Source organism: Bradyrhizobium sp. MI1.10 (genome assembly GCF_055811035.1).
In genome coordinates, this window is record NZ_JBVVPN010000159.1 from 1 (window position 1) to 612 (window position 612).

Genomic DNA, 612 nt, shown 5'->3' on the forward strand with positions numbered 1-612 from the left:
TCTTTTGCGTTTTTACACAGCCAGGGTCAATCGCGTCACTTTGGCCGCGTGCCGTTCTCTACCGGTCTACCCCTGTGTTCGGATATCGTCAGACCGCCTCGGCATGTCTCAATGGGCAAACAGGCGACATGGTACCACCACAGCAAAAAATCCCGGCACTTGGCCGGGATCGATACTTCACGCCTTTTTTGTAAACCAAATCGTTGGAGCTTTCGCCACTCCCGCATTCTGCATGGCATTCTTCAATTCAGCACTCTCCGCGAAGGCTTGCGCAGCTTCAATCGTGGCAAACTCGTGAGTTACTGTGATGTCATTGGGATTTTCGACTGCTCGGTAGACAGCCTCGGCTGTTACGCCCTTCGCCTTCTGAACCGGAGCAAAATCGTCGTAAACTTTCCGCCAGGTCTTGTAGTCGGAAACCGTGTGTCTAATAAACATGGTCGTCATCAGATGTTCCTCCCAGACTGGTCGTAGCAATCTTTCCACGAACGCTTGAAACAGCACTTCCAGTAGCACCAGTATAATACCGGCCACCGCTTGGAGCTATTTCATTTCCGGGTTGCACTGATGCCATCGGACGCTTGCCCTTTGTCCGATAAAACTGAGGCGTGC

General features: G+C 52.1%; 2 protein-coding genes. Both read right to left on the reverse strand.

Translation table 11 applies throughout. The annotated features are described in order from the left end of the window. Window positions 1–177 precede the first annotated feature (177 nt). On the reverse strand, window positions 178–447 hold the full coding sequence (locus AC0L3K_RS40715) for an antibiotic biosynthesis monooxygenase (protein WP_354172224.1): 270 nt from the start codon (window positions 445–447) through the stop codon (window positions 178–180). Next, a partial coding sequence (locus tag AC0L3K_RS40720; protein WP_473368221.1) for a hypothetical protein occupies window positions 428–612 on the reverse strand: 185 nt, incomplete at its 5' end. The genes AC0L3K_RS40720 and AC0L3K_RS40715, both read right to left, overlap by 20 nt.